Raw genomic sequence first — 17297 nt, 5'->3', positions numbered from 1 at the left:
AATTTAGGGGCTTTAAACCCTGTATTCGGGGCTAATTTTTTTTCTGTTCCCTGTTAAGAGTTCCCTGTTCCCGCCCCGAAGGGGCTTGGTAATTCTTCAGGATATTGCTATACATCAAAGTCTAGTTTTTTAGATCAAGATGATATACCAACTTCCAAAAAAGGTGTTAAACATTCTTTTAATGGGAAGAGAATAAAACGAGGTCTTTATAAATCTGCTAATGGAAATTTAATTAATGCAGATGTTAACGGGTCGTTAAATATTCTAAGAAAAGCAATCCCTAATGCATTCGCAGAAGGGATAAAGGGGATTGTAGTTTCTCCAGAGAAGGTAAAACTTCAAAAGTAAAAAGTGAAGGTTTGTCCACACTTTTTACAACTATTAAGTTCTATAATATTTATCTGCAAGCAGAATTAAAAACTAAAAGTACTCCGCACAATACCGATAGTAACTGAGTCACTATCTGGTGTGTTGCCAGGCTGTATAAGATGAATTATTCCAGGTGTAATGCTGATATTATCTGATAATCGGAAACGATAAAATGCTTCAATTTGAGTAGTTGTCCCTGGTTGTCCACCTGCACGTCCTAAACCTGTATTGATAAAATCAGGAACATTATTCCCTACAGGTAAGTCGCTACTAGTGATTTTAGGAGGTTGACCGACATAAATTCCCCCCAAATTTCCTTTAGCAAATAAATCAGGGAAATTCAAAAACACCATATAATTTGTTGTCTCTACATTTCCCGGTTGCCCAGGAATATAAGATTTAGTATAACCACCCCATGCACCTGCGCTAATGCGGGGAGAAATTTGCCAAGTTAGAGTCGCACCCACAGCGTTGGTTTGCAGAGGTGCTGATTTTCCAGTCGTAGTATTAACCGCAGTTAAGCATTCATCGCCAACAAAGGTTAGTAAACAACCATTTGAAGAGTAATTGTTAACGTAGTACAAACTTAAATCTAGAGTATTGGTTGGTGTCAGCAGCAATTGCACACCTGTAGTGGTGGTTCCATCAAATAAACCGCTGCCTTTACCGGGATTTCCTGGTTGATAACTAGTATAAATTGCCTGCAAACTAGCGCGTTTAGCAAATTGCCAATCAATAGCTATACCGCCGTGACCGTATCCCATATTTAAAATTGGGTTTCTTTGGGCAAAATAAGACAACGGCCCAGTTGCAGCACTTTCTACACGGTTGGGGCCTCGGAAAGCAGCTGGCATACTTACACCATCTGTTCCCACCATTACTGCTAATGTATTTGTCACCAGCCAATGAAAATTGAGGTCACTTACAATTAAGTTACTTGTAGGAAATTCGTAGCCAAGTAAAACATCATTCCGGGAAACACTATTGGTAAATCTAGGTGTAGTTTTCCCTCTACCATCTATAAGACCTGTAAACAAGTAACTAGTGGGAGTGATTTGACTAGTTAAATATAGCTGCGCCAGAGATATAACATTAGTGTTTGTCCCTGCATCATTTGTATCTTTTTGTCCATCTCTAGGATTAACATCACCACGATTGCTAGTCCGTCCTTGAATACCAACTATCAGTAGTCCACTGAGTTTGGTTGTTGTTGAGAATTGGTTGGCTTCGATTTCAGTGGTTTTGGCTTCTAAACTATCGACACGACCCCGCAAAGTTGCTAATTCAGGGGCAAATTCTGACTGCAATTTTTGTAATGTTGCTAAATCTTCGCGAGTCACTAAATCGTTGGTGGCTGTAGTGATTAATTCGTTGACTCTATCTAAACAAGCATTCACACCCGCAGCAAATTCATAGCGAGTTAAGGCGCGATTACCGCGATAGCTGCTATCTGGATAGCCTGCTATACAACCATAGCGTTCTACCAAAGACTGTAGTGCTTGGAATGCCCAATCGTTGGGTTGTACGTCTTTGAGTTGAGATACCGATGTAACTTGCGCCATCGGTTCTTCTGGAGAGAGGGAAGGAGATGAGGGAATAATATTATCACTCTTAACTCCTGACTCCTGAGTAGTTTCTGTATTTACGTACTCTTGTGCTAGTACTTTTTGTGCAACTCCATTTACTCCTGCAATAAGTAACCATGCAAGCATCCATGTTTTGCGATGACTGCGGCTAATAAGTCTACCTTTCAATTTTTTACACTCTGCTCACATACTTAAGTGAAGAGTGTATTCGCGATCATCTAGTGTTCACATGGGGACATTTACGGATTTTGTTCAAAATTAGACTTAATGCTTCTGGGCAACTTCTGAAAGGACGAGTATAACAGGGTATTGGGGACTGGGGACTGGGGACTGGGGACTGGGGACTGAGGACTAGGAAAGAGTTTTCTCAATCCCTAATCCCCAATCCCCAATCCCCAATCCCTAATCCCCAATCCCTAATCCCCAATCCCTAATCCCTAATCCCCAATCCCCAATCCCCAATCCCCAATCCCCAATCCCCAATCCCCAATCCCCAATCCCCAATCCCCAATCCCCAATCCCCAATCCCCAATCTATGGCAAATCGCTCACGCAAGCTGACGCCAAAAGCCTCGAAACTAAATAAACCTCGTGCTGGTGCAATGAAACGTGTCGCTAAAAATCCCCAGAAAAAGCTAAAACGGGAAAGTTGGTTGTCGTCAATGCTAGCGATGTCTACGACGGGCTGCGCCTACGCAATTCTGTTCATTAGTGCTAGTCTAATAATGGCTTTTGCCTGGATTAGCGTTCTCTTTATCTTCAATCCAGATCGGGTAAGCTGGCTAAATAAAATTTTACCTTCCTGGGCACAAATCCCCCTTGGGAAGCACGAACGTCCCCAAACTATCAAACAAATTCAACTCGATTTGAGTAAAAAAAACCAAATATTTGGGGAACCTCTGCCTTTAAATCAAAATACGGAAACCTCATTTTTACTGCCAGTTTTTCAACAACGTGCTAATTGTCAATCTGATTGTAAAGAACTTGTGGAACTCAGGGTTTACGAGCTATCAGTTGAGTTAGAGTTTAAATCTCAGTCAGAAAATTACTACTATCTAGTGACTCAATTACCTGTAACTGGGCCAGAGGAATCTTCTGTAACTTCTCCCTGGCTTGATGAGACATCAGAACCCCAAGATATCAGCATTCCCTTACCTTTAACTCAAGTGCAACGCTTTGAAGGTGGGACACCATCACCAGGAGTTTGGTTTAATTTGCGGGGTCAACGCCAACAAGAAACTGACGCCATCGCCTACGGACAAATCGTATACTACAATCCAGAACGCACGAATTTACTACAAATGTTGTCTTGGACTAGTCCGAATGGACAATTGCCCAAATGGCAGCAGGTAACTGGTGATAGTACCAAAGAATTAGTTGTTGATCAAACAGTAGGTTTAGAACCGCACTTACAAGTTTACCAAGTCAAGTCTCTGAAGTTATTCCTTAAACCAATTCAATTAGAGGCAATTACCCTCAAATCACCAGTCCTCAAGGATTATGGATACCAAAATGCCCTGTCAATTGCCCGTAGTGGACTGTGGACACCAGCTTTTGAATGGTTAAAATTCATCAAGAAACAGCGCAAAGGAGTTTTGCCAGAGGCGGCGCAAGCGCAAATGGATTTGATTCGCTTGCATTCCCAATTTACTCAAACCCAAGCCCAGAAAATTTGGGCAAGTCCTAGTCAAGAGGTGTTGGCAGATTTGATTGATGGTCGCTGGGGAAAAGCTTTACAAGTATTTGAAGCGTCGCCACATAATTCCCAAGAAATAACGACTCTACTTAAAGCTGATAAAAAACGATTGTGGAATCGGACAGCGGCGGCGTTGCGGGTGAACCCAAATAGACGAGAGGTGCAAGCTTGGTTTGCTTTGATTTTAGCGGTTCAACAGGGAGAAGGACAGGCTAATTCTTGGTTAAAGGCGCAACCAAAAATTACCAAAGATAATCTTGATTATATTCAAGGTCTGTTAGCAAGACTTAATGGTGAGATTACAAAGTCGCAAATATCTAGTCAGATTGTTGGTACAGTGCAGCCAATCACTCAAGTTACTAGCAGTGAGTGGCTGCAAGCAAATTCTACCGTAGACCTGAAACTCACAGATAACCAAGTTTGGTATCAAGTGGAGGTGAGTGCATTTAATGACGGTAAACGCTGGCTAAATTCCCCCTTTGAAAATTTGAACCCACCTAAAACTGACGCCGCCAAATTTTTTTGGAAAACTTTGGGAATCACTTCTGACCCTGAAATCCAGATTGTGGTCTGGTTGCCTAATGGAGAACAGCAAATTAGTATAGCTGCTATCAAGGCGGTGCAACTACGGGGTAAAGTTTTGCGCCTATTAGCTGCTGGCCCAAAAATCCCAGAGAATCAAAATAATGTTCTTCAACCCAAACCTTTAGCCCTGACCAATGCAGCATTGGAATGGGTGCAACCATCTCCCATTACTCTACGAGAACTGTATCAACAAAATCCCCAAGGGGTGAAGGTAATATTATCGAGTGTGTGGCAATCTTTGCAGGAATCTGGCGAAATTCTGGCTGGTGCTATTCCTACCTTTGAGGAGATGCAGGAAAAATTGGGTGATTGGCCAGTTCAAGTAATTGATTTAACAAATAACGCTCAACCAGAAATAATACTGACTATCTCACCAGAAGCAATAGCATCTTTGAATCAGTCTAAACCTGGAATTCCGGCAGGAAACACAGAGCAACGTCGTGACCGAACTATAATTTTGTCTGATAGCAATGAAGTTATTTACACTGATTTTACAGGAAATGACTTACAAAGACTCTCTGCGATCGCCAAGCTTTCGGGCGTGCAATCTCTAGCTTTACTGGTAGAAAATGCTCATAACTACAGTTTAAAGCGCTGGTCAGAAAAAAATCAGCGCTTTGAATAGCACACCCTCCATTCAAATTTAGACTAGAGATGGACAAGGCGATCGCTCTACAAAATAGACTTATTCTTTTTGGTTAGTTTCGGCTAAACGTTGGTGTTTTAGGTTTTCTAACTGCTGCAACAGGGAATCTACCTCTGCTTGTAAATGCATCAATTTAGCTTGCTGATCGTCTTGGTAGTAAGACTTAGTTAACTTACTGACCCAACTAGTTTGGGACTCGCAATCGGAAACACTAGATAAATAAGTAGGCATCGTTAATTAAATCCACAATTTAACTCACACCATTAGAAATATTATAATAATGCTCTTTAGAGCTTTATTAAATTATTGTATATTTTCAATCAATTACTCTAATGGATTTTCGGTTCAATCATAAGAGACGGTGATTAGAATGGCTGGGTTCCAAATAAAACATCGACTAAAGCGTGCGAAGCTTCCGTCCACTCGACGTTACCAAGTACAACATTTCATTAATTCATAGCGAATTAACTTTGGCAAAACTCTGCGTACCTCTGCGTTTACCTCTGTGTTCCTCTGCGTTTAAAAAAGTTACGAAGTTATGCAAAGCTGTACTTAGAACTATTTAATTTGGTGGCCTGTCAATATATGGCTGTACTAATTATTATGGCCGTTTTTAGAGAATTTACGCAAGAAATTATATGTAGACTATATTAAGAATTGCTGCCAAATTATGAAAAAACGTACTTGCTGACACGTGTCAACTTCAGCTAAAACTCCTTTAAAACCTTGTTTTCAGTCTATAGAGTGGGAATTAGACAACCTCTAAAAACTTGAACAGAGACATCTATGTATATTTCCGCAGTGAAAAATAAGAGTTTCAGAGAGTTATTGCGTAAGTCTGAATACGTTTGCCGATCGTTTCTCACCCCGCCAGCATCCCCAAGCTAAATTTGTTGAACTGAAGGTTGCTATGGCGGTTATGATAAACTGACATTCTAAATAAAAAATAAAAATACCAAATTTAACGCCTGCACCACAAAAAATAATATTCTTAATTGAATTAAGGGACTCGTAACTGGGAACTGGCAAAGAAAAATTCACTTTCTTCCTCTTCCTCATTCTGCACTTCCCGATCTCACCCTCTCTAAATATCCAATCCTTACATTAATAAATTTTAAATCCCGTGACTTTGAGCCTGTCTGTAGCTACATCTCATCGCCAACCCTGGCCTGGACTGATAGAAGCCTATCGCGAATACTTGCCTGTCAGCGAAAACACACCGATTGTGACTCTTTTGGAGGGTAACACGCCTCTCATACCAGCGCCAGCGATCGCAGAACGTATTGGCAGACAAGTACGGGTTTTTGTCAAATACGACGGTCTCAATCCCACCGGCAGTTTCAAAGACCGGGGAATGACTATGGCAATTTCCAAGGCCAAGGAAGCAGGGGCAAAAGCAGTAATTTGTGCCAGCACGGGCAACACCTCAGCCGCCGCCGCCGCTTATGCCAGACGTGGGGGGATGAATGCCTTTGTACTGATTCCCGACGGTTATGTGGCGCTAGGCAAGTTGGCACAAGCGTTGCTATATGGGGCAGAAGTATTGGCAATTAAAGGTAATTTTGACCAAGCCCTAGAAATTGTCCGCGAGATGGCCGAAAGCTATCCAATCACTTTGGTGAATTCAGTCAATCCCTACCGCCTAGAAGGACAGAAAACAGCAGCCTTTGAAATTGTCGATGTCCTGGGTGATGCCCCAGACTGGCTATGTATCCCCGTAGGCAATGCGGGAAACATCACAGCATACTGGATGGGATTTTGTCAATATCATCAAGCGAGAAAGTGCGATCGCTTACCCCGAATGATGGGATTCCAAGCAGCAGGTGCAGCCCCCTTAGTACATGGTAAGCCAGTGGCGCATCCCGAAACCCTAGCGACAGCAATTCGCATTGGCAACCCTGCTAGTTGGGAGTTAGCGATCGCAGCCCAAACCGCCAGTCAGGGAAATTTCCACGCCGTTACCGATGCCGAAATTCTCGACGCTTATCGACTTTTAGCAGCATCAGAAGGTATCTTCTGCGAACCTGCTAGCGCCGCTTCTGTCGCTGGGTTGTTGCAGGTGAAAGACCAAATTCCCACGGGAGCAACAGTAGTTTGTGTCCTCACAGGCAATGGTCTAAAAGACCCAGATACAGCCATTAAACACAATCACAGTCAATTTCAACAGGGTATTGCAGCAGAATTGGGTGCAGTAGCTAAGGCAATGGGATTTTAGGAATGGGGCATTGGGCATTAGACATCTGGTGAAAATGAATGTAGAGACGTAGCAGTGCTACGTCTCTACAAGGACTCTGGATAACGCATATTTAATTTCTGGAGATGTCTATTGGGCATTGGGCAATAATCAATAGTTTTTCTTCCCCTTCTTCCCCTGCTTCCCCTGCTTCCCCTGCTCCCCTACCTCCCCTGCTTCCCCTGCTTCCCCTGCTCCCCTACCTCCCCTGCTCCCCTACCTCCCCTGCTTCCCCTGCTCCCTCATCTCCCTACGCCCCCTTCCCCGCCGCCCCTGCTCGTTCGCGTGTCAAGCTGTCAATAGCATCGCCCAAGGCAGTAGTCAGGCTATTGCGGCTTTGGGCGTGGTTATCTTGTTCAGTTTTCAAAGCTTGCAAAAGGCGATCGCGTTCTTTGATTACAGCCATGAGTTTAGCTTGCAAGTCCTCGACAGATTTTAGCTGGTCTATTTCTTGTTGGATAGCTTTGACTGTTGTCCCAGCTTCCAGCGTCCCTGTTTCAAGACCTTGGAGTTTGTGCAAATCTGCCTTGAGAGATGCGATCGCCTGTTGGGATAGTTGGGCATCTGTGCGCCGTTGTTCTGCTTCTGTGTTATAAAGCTGACGCCATTTTTGGGCACTTTCCCAAGCAGCATCGCGCTCGTGTTGCAGGAATGCCATCTGCTCTTTGATTGTCTGGATTTCTGTTAACCACTGCTGTGTTAAATCTTGATTCATAAATTAATAGTCATCGGTCGAGAGTCAACAGTTATTATTCTGCTATCCCAGATTGCTTTATGTCTCTATATTCTGATGAGCTTTCTATGCTTAACGTTTATTTTGTAAACTTTGAATGGTAGCGATCGCATGTTTCGCCACAATATCAATCTCTTCTTCTGTATTAAACCTGCCAATGCCAAACCGCACTGAGGCATAAGCTAGCTGTTGGGGATGTCCCAGTGCTGTGAGAACATGGGAAGGTGCAGTATTTGTCGATGAGCAAGCAGAACCAGAAGATATGGCCATTACTGGCTGTAATCCTAACAAAAGTGCAGATCCATCCACTCCCTCAACACTGATATTCAAGTTTCCCGCCAATCGTTCTTGAGGATGTCCGTTGAGATGAATTCCCTCAACTTGCGAAAGCTGTTCCCACAATCTCTGCCTTAACTGGGTGAGGCGTTGGTTTTCTGTTGCTTGTTCAGCCAAAGCGATTTCTACAGCTTTCCCAAAGCCGACAATTTGCGGTGTATACAATGTACCAGAACGCATTCCCCGCTCATGTCCACCGCCGTGCTGCTGGGGAGCGAGTTGCACTCTGGGGTCGCGTCTGCGGACGTACAGCGCTCCAATGCCTTTGGGCCCATACACTTTATGCGCTGTTAGCGACATCAAGTCAATTTTCATCGCTTGCACATCCAAGGGAATTTTACCAATAGCTTGGGCGGCGTCGGTGTGGAAAATGATATTGCGATCGCCTCCAGCAGCGCCTAGCCCATCGCGGCACATTTCTCCAATTTCTGCTAAAGGCTGTAACACGCCAATTTCATTATTTGCAGCCATCACCGATACCAAAATCGTTTCAGGACGTAAAGCTTTTTTTAACTCAGTTAAATCAATCAATCCATCTTTTTTTACAGGGAGAATAGTAATTTCAAAACCGAGACTTTTTAAATAATTACAAGGATCAATAACTGCACTATGTTCCGTGGCAACAGTAATAATATGCTGACCTTTTTTAAAATAGGCTTCGGCAACACCTTTAATAGCTAAATTATTTGCTTCTGTTGCACCACTGGTAAAAACAATTTCTTCTGGAGTAGCGTTGATTGCTGCCGCTAAAATTTCTCGCGTTTGCTTAACAGCGGCTTCTGCTTCCCAACCATAAACATGACTAATACTTGCTGGGTTGCCAAATTTTTCTGTGAAGTAGGGGAGCATTGCTGCGAGTACCCGTTCATCTATAGGTGTAGTAGCGTGACCATCAAGGTAGATAGGACGAAGAGACATAACTATTAACTCAAACTTTGACTTAGTTTTCTTAAAATTCTGAGAACTTGACATAATTCATTTTCTCGCTTTAAAAGAGTGAACTCATCAGAAAGAGCATACTTGAATGTATTTTGCTTACTCAATTTAATGAAAAGAAAATGACTCCCATTAGTCACTAATCCAAATACAGGTTTATCTGGATTATGATTGCCCAACATATAAGCCAGTGCTTCGGGTATGGCTGCTAAAATAGAAAAGCTAGCTCTTTTCGATTCAATTACTAACAGCCACAATTTTTCTTTAATAACCAGAACATCAATGCGCCCTCTGATCATCTCTTCTTCATCCTCTAAGGTAATTTCTAGAGATTCTTCAGTAGTCAGAAAAAATGGTTCACGATAGAATCCTGCCAAGTCTAATAAAGGAGACAAAACTACCATTTTGACTGCATTTTCTAGGATTGGTGGATGTTTAACCAATCTCATAAAATTAGTTTTAACTCTGTCTAGATATTGTTTTTCTATATCTGTGATTTCTGACAGAGTGTCAAACCACTCTGTAAAAAAATCTTCACCTTCAGTTTGTTGTAGACCAAATCTTGTTTCTAAATAAGCAAGACTAACATTATGAGCTTGGATGACTTCAACCATGATTATTTCAAGTTGTGAAAAGTCTAGTTTCTTTCTTCAATCATCACATCGGCAGTTTCTAGAGCAATTTTATATAGGATTGCTGTCACTATACCTATATCCAATTGCGTTACGTAGCAGCTAATTCCCGTAATTTAGTTAAAACTGCCTGAGCATGACCTTTGGTTTTTACATTAGGCCAAGCATAGACAATAATTTTATCAGGTGAAATTAAAAAGGTTGAGCGAGCAACACCCATATATTCTTTGCCCATAAATTTTTTCAAGCGCCAAGCGCCGTAGGCTTCTGTCAGAAAATGTTCTGGGTCACTCAAGAGGGTGATTGACAAGTTATGTTTGCTGATAAATTTACAATGGGACTTACCCGAATCTGGACTTACGCCTAAGATTTTCGCTCCTAATGCGCTGAAGTCTTGATATAAATCGGTGAAATCTTTCGCTTCGGTGGTACAGCCAGGGGTGTCATCTTTGGGGTAAAAATAGAGAATAATCCACTGACTGCTGAGATCGTCGAGAGTGACTGAATTGCCATTTTGATCGGGAGTGGAGAAATCTGGTGCTGGTTGTCCAACTTGGGGAATGTTGCTCATGATGGGGGTGTAAAAGATTGTGTAGGTGTAGCTGGTTGTAAATATCGCTTTAGGATTGCTATAGTTAGTTCAATGCACAAAAGACGCCAATTTTTCCAACCATCTCGATGCTTCCTTGTAGGATTTGAACTGGCTTTCACTGACACGAAACTCTTTAGTGTGAACCATTCTTCTTCCCTGAACCCACTTCGTACCGTGGTATTTGTGCAGTAATTCATGATACAACACAAACTCAACTACAAACCCAGGTACTTTAGCATCATCAAGGGTTAAACTCATCACTATTCTATCTCTCGCTGACTCGTAGTGTCCGAATTTACGGTAAGTGTTAATTTGGCTCCATGCTAAACGTGGTTTGGCAAGACTTGCCGCAAAATATTCACGATTTACTTTATCAAATAACTCATTTAGGTTATAAAATTTGCCTTGTGGGTTTTCTGCCACAACCTCGGCAATCAAATCAAGCTCTAACAAGATATTGGTGTATTCTCCTGTACTGGCAAATGACCTGATAAGTTGTGTATTATCTTGACTCTTGCCAAAGAGAGCAGATTCTACTAATGCTTGTAAAACTGCTTTTGGTGCATTTATAAATCCCTCATTAATCATAATATTCGCCACACTAGCAGACCTTTTACCCTGATATAGTCCAGCTAAATTAGTTATTGCAATCATTAGTTGGAGTGAGTTTTGACCACGTATATTCAGAAGTTGTTTAGCGCTTTCCAAGATACAGCTAGTAGCTTTTAGGTGAAGTGTTAGATACTGTTCATCTACCAAAAACTTAATCCATGAGTAGATTTTGCGAGATGAAGGAGTTAGATTTGCTGGCGTTGCTTGTTTGTTAGAACATATTGTTTCAATTGTTGCTGCTGTGTTAATTAAAGTTTGATTTAGGTGTTGGATTTGAATGGAATCATAACTAGAGCTTGAGGCTAAATGAAAAATTTTCTGTAGTATAATATTTTGTTGTACCTTGATGTTTTTTAGACGAATACTCTCAATATTCATTTAAGTTTTATAACTATAAGGAATATGCCACTTCTCACACCTCAATATTAAACAACTGGTGGAGAAAATAGGGCAGCATATAAAGCAATCAGAAAAAAGGCTTGCTGATTTAGAAGATTAGGAAACGCTATATCTGGTTTTTGGCTTAACCAAATCGCATTGCGATCGCTCCTCTATACCGATATTACCCTGTAAACCTCCTGTATGTACCAGCAGTAGGCGATCGCCTCTACAAAAAAATCCCTGCTTTAGTAAATCCATCACTCCGTAAAACATTTTAGCGGTATATACATAATCAAGGGGTACGTCATGCTCCTCTCGGAACTGCTGGCTGAACAGTCGTAACTCGTTGTTAACCTTTGCATAACCGCCAAAATGGTAATCACACACCAATTCCCAGGAAGCTGGAGAACTATATGGTGCGGGTAAATCAGAGGTGAGGTAATTTGTCAACAGCTTTTCGATTTCTTGTGCAAGAAAAGTCCCATTTTTCAGAACGGGAAAAGCGATCGCTCTTTGTCCTTGATGTAACGAAAGGGCAATCCCAGCCAGTGTGGTAGCTGTGCCGCAGGCTACGCATATATGATTAAAGGCGTAGGCGTAGCCAGCCGTAGGCATCGCTTCAGCAACTATCTCCGTGCAACCGCGCACACCATTTAAATTACTACCACCTTCGGGAATGATAAAAACCTCACCAAAACGTTGTTGCAGATATTCATGTAGCGCTGGTGTATTGTGCTGTCGATACGTCTCGCGATTCAGGTACACAAGCTGCATACCCTGCTGTACAGCAAAACTCAGCGTCGGATTCAGCGGTAGCCTCTCCTCTCCACGAATTACGCCAATGGTACGGAATCCAAAAAGATTACCAGCTGCCGCAGTTGCATAGATGTGATTAGAATAAGCACCGCCAAAAGTCAGCAGCGTCGTGAAATTTTTCTCCTTAGCCTCTAAAAGGTTGTATTTCAGCTTGAACCACTTATTGCCGTTAACCCACGGGTGCATGAGATCGAGGCGCAGCACATACAACTCAACACCAGTATGAAGGGCAATTTCGCTGTTGATTTGTTGTAGAGGAGGAGGAAAAAAGGTTAACGACATCTGTCAGCATTCTAACTTTTATTTTACATTCTCTCACGTTGATCATTGAATATAAAAGTAATGATAAACATTGATAAATTCAATGGTAGAACAATCAAAACAAAGAATAAATCTTTCTGATGATTAGCTTTAGAAATTAGCATTTTACTAATTGAGTATTTCAGGTAAATATAAGAAACATAACACTCGCTCCAGACAATATTCTTTTGGGGAAAAATTATGGTTGCACTCACACAGCTTACTCAAGTTATTCCCAATCCAGGACGTTTGACGATTCAAACTGTTGAAATTGCTCCTCAAACCACAGCTATTCGTTGTCTTGACTGGGATAGAGAACGTTTTGATATCGAGTTTGGTTTACGGAATGGGACGACCTATAATTCTTTCTTAATCCAGGGAGAAAAGATTGCTTTAGTCGATACATCTCACCGCAAGTTTGAGCAGCAATATCTTGAGATACTGCTGGGATTAATAGATCCGGCTAAAATAGATTACTTGATTATTAGCCATACAGAACCCGACCACAGTGGCTTAGTGAAAAATATTTTACAATTAGCTCCTGCGATTACTGTTGTTGGTGCTAAGGTAGCTATTCAATTTATAGAAAATATGATTCACCAGCCTTTTAAATCAATGCAGGTGAAAAGTGGAGAGCGATTAGATTTAGGCAACGGGCACGAATTAGAATTTATCTCTGCACCTAACTTACACTGGCCTGATACAATCTTGACTTATGACCACAAGACTTGCACTCTCTACACCTGTGATGTGTTTGGGATGCACTACTGTGATGACCACACCTATGATGAAAATATTAGCTTAATAGAGGAAGATTTTCACTACTACTATGAATGTCTCATGGGCCCCAATGCTCGGTCTGTTTTAGCAGCTTTAAAGCGGATTGAAAAGTTAGAAATAGTCACAGTTGCGACAGGACACGGCCCTTTATTACACAACTATATTTCCGAATGGCTTGGACGGTATCAAAGCTGGAGTTTAGAACAAGCAAAAACAGAGACATTAGTGGCTCTATTTTATGTTGAAGATTACGGGTATAGCGAGCATTTAATCCGTACTATAGCTCATGGATGTGCAAAAACAGGCGCAGCAGTAGAATTAGTAGACCTCAATAGTGCTGAACTTCAAGAAGTTCGAGAATTAGTTGCACAAGCTTCTGGTTTAGTAATTGGAATGCCAGCCCAATCTTCGGCGATGGCTCAAGCTGCTTTAAGTACAATTTTAGCTGCTGTTCATAAGAAACAGGCAATTGGTTTATTAGAGTCAGGAGGAGGAGAAGATGAACCGGTTTATCCCTTACGCAATAAATTTCAAGAATTGGGATTAATTGAAGCCTTTCCACCGATCTTAGTTAAGGAAATTCCTACCCAAGCAACGGAACAGCTTTGTGATGAAGCGGGTACAGATATGGGTCAATGGTTGAATCGCGATCGCACCATTAAACAAATTAAATCCATCAATACCGAGCTAGAAAAAGCTTTAGGGCGTATTAGTACAGGATTATACATTATCACCGCCAAAAAAGGAGAAATTCAGAGTGCAATGCTAGCTTCGTGGGTGACACAAGCGAGTCTTCAGCCTTTAGGAGTGGCAATCGCAGTATCCAAAGATCGGGCAATTGAATCTTTGATGCACGTTGGCGATCGCTTCGTTTTAAACGTTTTAGAAGAAGGCAAATATCAAGGATTAATGAAACATTTCCTCAAGCGTTTTGCTCCTGGTGCAGATCGTTTTGCTGGAGTGAAAACATATCCAGCCACCAATGAATCGCCAGTTTTAGCTGAAGCTTTAGCTTACATGGAATGTGAAATTACTAGCCGTATGGACTGTGGAGATCATTGGGTAATTTATAGCACAGTCCAAACTGGAAGAGTTGCCAAGCTAAATGCACTTACTGCCACCCATCACCGCAAAATTGGCAATCATTACTAATTAGTCATTGGTCATTTGTCTCCTCTGCTATCCACAGACGCGATTCATCGCGTCTCTACAACACACTCCCAAAAAACTATGTATAAATCTGTTGAAAATAACTCAATTGACATGTACGAAATCAATCGGGGACGCGTCGTCAGAACCTTGGAATTTATCCAAGATGTGATTGTGATTTGTTTGTGTATTGGTTTATTTAGCTTCATGGTGCTTCAGGTGAAAGATATGTTTCTTTCCTTACTTCCACCTCTAGATTTTCATGCTGTTACTGCCGATATTCTCTTTTTACTTATCTTAGTTGAGTTATTCCGACTGCTGATTATTTACCTACAGGAACATCGAGTATCTATTGGGGTAGCTGTTGAAGTTTCTATCGTTTCTGCCTTGCGAGAAGTCATTGTTAAAGGTGTTCTAGAAACAAGTTGGAGTCAAGTTTTAGCAACTTGCGCCTTTTTATTAGTACTGGGAGTACTACAGTTCCTCCGAGTTTGGCTACCCCCAACCTTTGAAGGTATCGATCCTGAGCAAGAAGTATCTAAACGTTATAGAAAACTAGCCAATTCTGAATTAATGCAAACCAATAGTCATTAAAAATAGGGAGTAGGGAGAAACGCGATTAATCGCGTCTCTACTAAGAGTAAGCTGTCGTGCATTTAAATTGTATAATTTTGGGTCTAAAACCCTTCCATAGCCTAGAGTCAGCTAAAAAACTAGATGCGTGGCAGCTTAGAATCTTTTGCCATATACAATAGACATCTGGTGAAAATGAATGTAGAGACGTAGCAGTGCTACGTCTCTACAAGGACTCTGGATAACGCATATTTAATTTCTGGAGATGTCTAATGCCCAATGCCCAATGCTCAATGCCCAATGCCCATTATTAATAGAGGTTATTATGTCTGCAAATAGTTTAATTACCAGCCATCCAAGAGATGTACAAGTTGCTGAAATTGGTAAAAATACTCTGATTTTGCGATCGCGGACTTGGGAACGACTAAAATTTGAAGTTGAGTATTCCCGCCAAAAAGGAACTACGGCCAATTCTTATCTGATTCAAGCTGATAAAAAGGCTTTAGTTGATCCTCCTGGTGAATCTTTTACCGAAATTTACCTCCAGCAACTAGCACAACATCTAGACTTTACTACCCTAGATTACATTGTTCTCGGTCATGTCAACCCTAACCGCAGAGCTACCTTGCAAGTATTGCTCTCTCAAGTTCCTCAAGTCACTCTAATTTGTTCTCGTCCAGCTGCTAATGCTCTAAAAGCTGCCTTTCCCGAATGGAAATCACGTATTCAAGCGGTGCGATCGCAAGATACTTTAGATTTAGGACAAGGACACAATCTATCATTTCTCACCGTACCAACTCCCCGTTGGGCGGATGGACTTTGTACTTACGATCCTGCCACCAAAATTCTCTATACAGACAAACTTTTTGGCGCTCATATTTGCGAAGATACCTTGTTTGATGAAGATTGGAAGGGATTAGATGCAGAACGCCGTTACTATTTTGAATGTCTCCATGCGCCCCAAGCAAAACAAGTCGAAGCAGCATTAGATAAAATATCAGTTTTGGGAGCTAGATGTTATGCCCCTGCACACGGCCCAATTGTTCGTTACAGCCTGAGTCGTTTTACTTATGATTACCGTCAATGGTGTCAAGGGCAAAAATCTCAGGAGTTGAGTGTTGCTTTGCTTTATGCTTCTGCTTATGGAAATACAGCAATTTTAGCAAATGCGATCGCTCAAGGTTTGATTCAAAATGGAATTAATGTAGAATCAATCAACTGTGAACTAGCAGATTCGGCAGAAATTACCCGCATTGTCGAAACCTGTGATGGTTTGATTATCGGTTCACCCACTTTAGGCGGACATGCACCAACTCAAATTCAAACAGCTTTAGGAATAGTCCTCTCGGTGACAGCTAAAACTAAGTTAGCAGGGGTGTTTGGTTCTTACGGTTGGAGTGGAGAAGCAATCGATTTAATCGAAAGCAAGCTCAAAGATGCAAATTATCAACTAGGATTTGCAACAATTCGGGTGCGTTTTAGTCCTACTCCTGAGATTCTCCAGCAGTGTCAAGAAGCAGGCGCTTCCTTTGCCCAAAACTTGAAGAAAACCAAAAAGCTGCGTACTTCCCGCCAGATTGTCACAGAAACCCATGTAGATCGCACAGAACAGGCTGTGGGGCGAATTATTGGTTCTTTATGTGTGATCACAACTCGTGATGAAGAAACTCACAAAGGAGTTTTAACTTCTTGGATATCTCAGGCAACTTTTAACCCACCAGGAATTATGATTGCGATCGCTAACGAGCAAAATGCAGATTTAATGCATCATCCTGGTGATAAATTTGTGCTGAATATCCTCAAAGAAGGAAAAAATCTGCGACGCTATTTTTCTCGTCATAGCACTTTAGGAGATAATCCCTTTGCAAATCTTGCCACACAAACTGCTTTTAATGGTTGTCTGATTCTAAATGAGGCATTAGCTTATTTAGAATGTACGGTGCAAAATCAGCTTGAATGTGGCGATCGATGGTTAATTTATGCTGTCATCAATCACGGTGAAGTATTGGAAAATGATGGTGTCACTGCTTTAGAGTATCGTAAATCTGGCAGTTGTTATTAATTGACCATTTGCGTAAATCACAAATAATAACCCCACCCCGTAAAAAGTAGAAGAGCAGAGGAGCAGAGGAGCAGAGGAGCAGAGGAGCAGAGGAGCAGAGGAGCAGAGGAGTAGAGGAGAAAAACCACGCCACTTGCGGGCGTTAGCGTAGCGGGACGAAGTACGGCTTTGAACCTTATCTTTTTCGTAAAAAGTAAAAAGATAATCCCCATAAATAAATTTAGGGGCTTGTGACCATTTTCCTTTTTCTTGATGAGTGCCTTTTTACTTTTTACTTTTGC

Annotated in this window: 14 protein-coding genes; 5 read left to right on the top strand and 9 right to left on the bottom strand. The window is 41.7% G+C overall.

Going from position 1 to position 17297, the window contains the following annotated elements:
• Positions 1-413: 413 nt before the first annotated feature.
• Together V7K67_RS22880 and V7K67_RS22875 are read right to left on the bottom strand one after the other, a co-directional pair.
• Positions 414-2081, bottom strand: a complete 1668-nt coding sequence (locus V7K67_RS22880) for an iron uptake porin (protein WP_334730447.1) — start codon at positions 2079-2081, stop codon at positions 414-416.
• 276 nt (positions 2082-2357) lie between these two features.
• Positions 2358-2510, bottom strand: coding sequence for a hypothetical protein (locus tag V7K67_RS22875; protein ID WP_335168540.1), 153 nt, complete (start codon positions 2508-2510; stop codon positions 2358-2360).
• On the opposite strand from V7K67_RS22875, the gene V7K67_RS22870 reads away from it, so the two are divergent.
• Positions 2491-4860 carry a hypothetical protein gene (locus V7K67_RS22870; RefSeq protein ID WP_335168538.1) on the top strand — a complete coding sequence of 790 codons (2370 nt, stop codon included), beginning with the start codon at positions 2491-2493 and terminating at the stop codon, positions 4858-4860. The two genes, V7K67_RS22875 and V7K67_RS22870, sit on opposite strands and share 20 nt — an antisense overlap.
• 60 nt (positions 4861-4920) lie before the next feature.
• Here the strand turns inward: V7K67_RS22870 and V7K67_RS22865 are convergent, their stop codons facing one another.
• On the bottom strand, positions 4921-5112 hold the full coding sequence (locus V7K67_RS22865) for a hypothetical protein (RefSeq protein ID WP_334708344.1): 192 nt from the start codon (positions 5110-5112) through the stop codon (positions 4921-4923).
• A gap of 892 nt (positions 5113-6004) precedes the next feature.
• Between V7K67_RS22865 and thrC the strand changes: the two genes are divergently transcribed.
• A complete protein-coding gene (gene thrC, locus V7K67_RS22860) occupies positions 6005-7096 on the top strand; it encodes a threonine synthase (RefSeq protein WP_334730383.1) in 1092 nt (363 codons plus the stop codon).
• Between the two features lie 268 nt (positions 7097-7364).
• Here thrC and V7K67_RS22855 read toward each other — a convergent pair whose 3' ends face one another.
• The 6 genes from V7K67_RS22855 to V7K67_RS22830 all read right to left on the bottom strand — a co-directional run bounded on the left by V7K67_RS22855 (position 7365) and on the right by V7K67_RS22830 (position 12434).
• Positions 7365-7829: a hypothetical protein gene (locus tag V7K67_RS22855; protein ID WP_334730382.1), complete on the bottom strand. Its 465-nt coding sequence runs from the start codon at positions 7827-7829 to the stop codon at positions 7365-7367.
• Positions 7830-7919: 90 nt separating this feature from the next.
• The gene (locus V7K67_RS22850; protein WP_334730381.1) at positions 7920-9101 is read right to left on the bottom strand and encodes a cysteine desulfurase family protein; all 1182 of its coding nucleotides are present in this window, start codon (positions 9099-9101) and stop codon (positions 7920-7922) included.
• Between the two features lie 5 nt (positions 9102-9106).
• Positions 9107-9733, bottom strand: coding sequence for a restriction endonuclease subunit R (locus tag V7K67_RS22845; RefSeq protein ID WP_335168536.1), 627 nt, complete (start codon positions 9731-9733; stop codon positions 9107-9109).
• Positions 9734-9842: 109 nt separating this feature from the next.
• Complete coding sequence (gene bcp / locus V7K67_RS22840; RefSeq protein ID WP_334730379.1) at positions 9843-10322, bottom strand: thioredoxin-dependent thiol peroxidase; 480 nt, start codon at positions 10320-10322, stop codon at positions 9843-9845.
• A gap of 69 nt (positions 10323-10391) precedes the next feature.
• Complete coding sequence (locus V7K67_RS22835) at positions 10392-11333, bottom strand: M48 family peptidase (protein ID WP_334730378.1); 942 nt, start codon at positions 11331-11333, stop codon at positions 10392-10394.
• 117 nt (positions 11334-11450) lie between these two features.
• Positions 11451-12434: a 1-aminocyclopropane-1-carboxylate deaminase/D-cysteine desulfhydrase gene (locus tag V7K67_RS22830; protein WP_335168533.1), complete on the bottom strand. Its 984-nt coding sequence runs from the start codon at positions 12432-12434 to the stop codon at positions 11451-11453.
• Between the two features lie 219 nt (positions 12435-12653).
• Between V7K67_RS22830 and V7K67_RS22825 the strand changes: the two genes are divergently transcribed.
• From V7K67_RS22825 to V7K67_RS22815, 3 genes are all read left to right on the top strand, one after another.
• A complete protein-coding gene (locus V7K67_RS22825; RefSeq protein WP_334730376.1) occupies positions 12654-14384 on the top strand; it encodes a diflavin flavoprotein in 1731 nt (576 codons plus the stop codon).
• Between the two features lie 78 nt (positions 14385-14462).
• A complete protein-coding gene (locus V7K67_RS22820; RefSeq protein WP_334708334.1) occupies positions 14463-14975 on the top strand; it encodes a phosphate-starvation-inducible PsiE family protein in 513 nt (170 codons plus the stop codon).
• A 304-nt stretch (positions 14976-15279) separates the two neighbouring features.
• Positions 15280-17016, top strand: a complete 1737-nt coding sequence (locus V7K67_RS22815; protein WP_334730446.1) for a diflavin flavoprotein — start codon at positions 15280-15282, stop codon at positions 17014-17016.
• Positions 17017-17297: the final 281 nt, after the last annotated feature.

Source organism: Nostoc sp. (assembly GCF_036917155.1).
Taxonomy (GTDB): domain Bacteria; phylum Cyanobacteriota; class Cyanobacteriia; order Cyanobacteriales; family Nostocaceae; genus Nostoc.
The sequence above is the reverse complement of the archived record's forward strand: the minus strand, read 5'-3'. Positions and strand labels throughout refer to the sequence as shown.

Excerpts from the sequence above, each read along its gene's own strand:
- V7K67_RS22880 (WP_334730447.1), bottom strand. The coding sequence starts at position 2,081 with ATGCTTGCATGGTTACTTATTGCAGGAGTAAATGGAGTTGCACAAAAA.
- V7K67_RS22870 (WP_335168538.1), top strand. The coding sequence starts at position 2,491 with ATGGCAAATCGCTCACGCAAGCTGACGCCAAAAGCCTCGAAACTAAAT.
- V7K67_RS22865 (WP_334708344.1), bottom strand. The coding sequence starts at position 5,112 with ATGCCTACTTATTTATCTAGTGTTTCCGATTGCGAGTCCCAAACTAGT.
- V7K67_RS22855 (WP_334730382.1), bottom strand. The coding sequence starts at position 7,829 with ATGAATCAAGATTTAACACAGCAGTGGTTAACAGAAATCCAGACAATC.
- V7K67_RS22850 (WP_334730381.1), bottom strand. The coding sequence starts at position 9,101 with ATGTCTCTTCGTCCTATCTACCTTGATGGTCACGCTACTACACCTATA.
- V7K67_RS22845 (WP_335168536.1), bottom strand. The coding sequence starts at position 9,733 with ATGGTTGAAGTCATCCAAGCTCATAATGTTAGTCTTGCTTATTTAGAA.
- bcp (WP_334730379.1), bottom strand. The coding sequence starts at position 10,322 with ATGAGCAACATTCCCCAAGTTGGACAACCAGCACCAGATTTCTCCACT.
- V7K67_RS22835 (WP_334730378.1), bottom strand. The coding sequence starts at position 11,333 with ATGAATATTGAGAGTATTCGTCTAAAAAACATCAAGGTACAACAAAAT.
- V7K67_RS22830 (WP_335168533.1), bottom strand. The coding sequence starts at position 12,434 with ATGTCGTTAACCTTTTTTCCTCCTCCTCTACAACAAATCAACAGCGAA.
- V7K67_RS22825 (WP_334730376.1), top strand. The coding sequence starts at position 12,654 with ATGGTTGCACTCACACAGCTTACTCAAGTTATTCCCAATCCAGGACGT.
- V7K67_RS22820 (WP_334708334.1), top strand. The coding sequence starts at position 14,463 with ATGTATAAATCTGTTGAAAATAACTCAATTGACATGTACGAAATCAAT.
- V7K67_RS22815 (WP_334730446.1), top strand. The coding sequence starts at position 15,280 with ATGTCTGCAAATAGTTTAATTACCAGCCATCCAAGAGATGTACAAGTT.